Annotated in this window: 1 protein-coding gene; it reads right to left on the bottom strand. The window is 74.9% G+C overall.

The genetic code is table 11. The features are described from left to right. Positions 1-72: 72 nt before the first annotated feature. On the bottom strand, positions 73-1,513 hold a 1,441-nt coding region (locus L0B03_RS17730; protein WP_250448319.1), incomplete at its 5' end, for an NAD(P)H-quinone dehydrogenase.

Raw genomic sequence — 1,513 nt, 5'->3', positions numbered from 1 at the left:
CCTTCGCCGAGGCCTGGCCGACCCTGCGGACGCTGCTCGGCTGAGCCGCCCGCCGGGCCGCAGCGCCCGGGCCTACGCCCGGCGCTGGTGCAGCACCCGTGCGACCTCGGCGATCGAGCCCGAGAGCGACGGGTACACGGTGAAGGACTGCGCGACGTCGTCGGCTGTCAGCCGGTGGCTCACCGCGAGGGTCAACGGGAAGATCAGCTCCCCGGCCCGCGGTGCGACCACCACGCCGCCGAGCACGATGCCCGTGGTGGCGTGGGCGAAGATCTTGACGAACCCGTCCTTCATCCCGAGCATCTTGGCGCGCGGGTTCCGCGCCAGCTCGAGGGAGGTCGAGACGTAACGGACGCCGGACTCCTCGAGGGAGACCTGCGAGGCGCCCACCGTGGCGATCTCGGGGGCGGTGAAGATGTTGGCAGCGACCGTCTCGAGGTCCAGGGGCACGACGGCGTCGCCCAGGGCGTGGGCCATCGCGATGCGTCCCTGCATGGCCGCGACCGAGGCCAGCGGCAGCACCCCCGTGCAGTCCCCGGCGGCGTAGACCCCGCGCACGCTGGTCCGCGAGACGCGGTCCACGTCGACGTGCCCGCGATCGGTCAGCCGCACCCCGGCCTCGGCCAGGCCGATCCCCTGCGTGCTCGGTACGGAGCCCACGGCCATGAGGCAGTGCGACCCTGTCACGACCTCGCCGTCCTCGAGGGTGACCTCGACCCCGTCGGCGGTGCGCCGGGCGGACGCCGCACGGGACTGCCCCTTGACGACCATGCCGCGGTCCCGGAAGACGTCCTCGATGACCTGCGCGGCGTCGGCGTCCTCCCCCGGGAGCACGCGGTCCCGCGAGGAGATCAGCACGACCTCCGAGCCGAGGGACCGGTAGGCCCCGGCGAACTCGGCCCCGGTCACCCCCGAGCCGACGACGATGAGGCGCTCGGGCAGCGCGTCGAGCCCGTAGAGCTGGGTCCAGGTGAGGATGCGCTCGCCGTCGGGCTCGGCCGCGGGCAGGGTCCGCGGGGTCGAGCCGGTCGCGAGGAGCACGACGTCGGCGTCGCAGCGGCGCTCGGGGGACCCGTCGTCGGTCGGGGTGATGACCACGCACTGCGGCCCGTCGAGGCGACCTGTGCCGTCGACGACGTCGACCCCCTCGTCGACCAGGCGGGTGCGGATGTCCGCTGACTGCGCGCGGGCGAGGCGCACCACGCGCTCGTTGACCTGGTCGAGGAGCACCTCGTGCCCGCTCGCCGGGCTGTCGGCCTGCTGGCCGAGGCTGCGGATGCCGAGCTCGGGGGCTCGGTCCGCGATGGTCATCCACTCGGCGGTCGCGATCAGCGTCTTGGAGGGCACCACGTCGGTCAGCACGGTCGCACCGCCCAGGCCCTGGCGCTCCACGAGGGTGACCTCGGCCCCCGCGCGGCGGGCCACCAGCGCGGCCTCGTAGCCCCCGGGCCCGCCTCCGACGACGACGACGCGCGGGGACCGCCTGCCGTCCGGGGCCTCGGGGGTCGTGGCG

Origin of the sequence: Actinotalea sp. C106 (genome assembly GCF_023630195.1) — a bacterium.
Lineage (GTDB): Bacteria > Actinomycetota > Actinomycetes > Actinomycetales > Cellulomonadaceae > Actinotalea.
The sequence above is the reverse complement of the archived record's forward strand: the minus strand, read 5'-3'. Positions and strand labels throughout refer to the sequence as shown.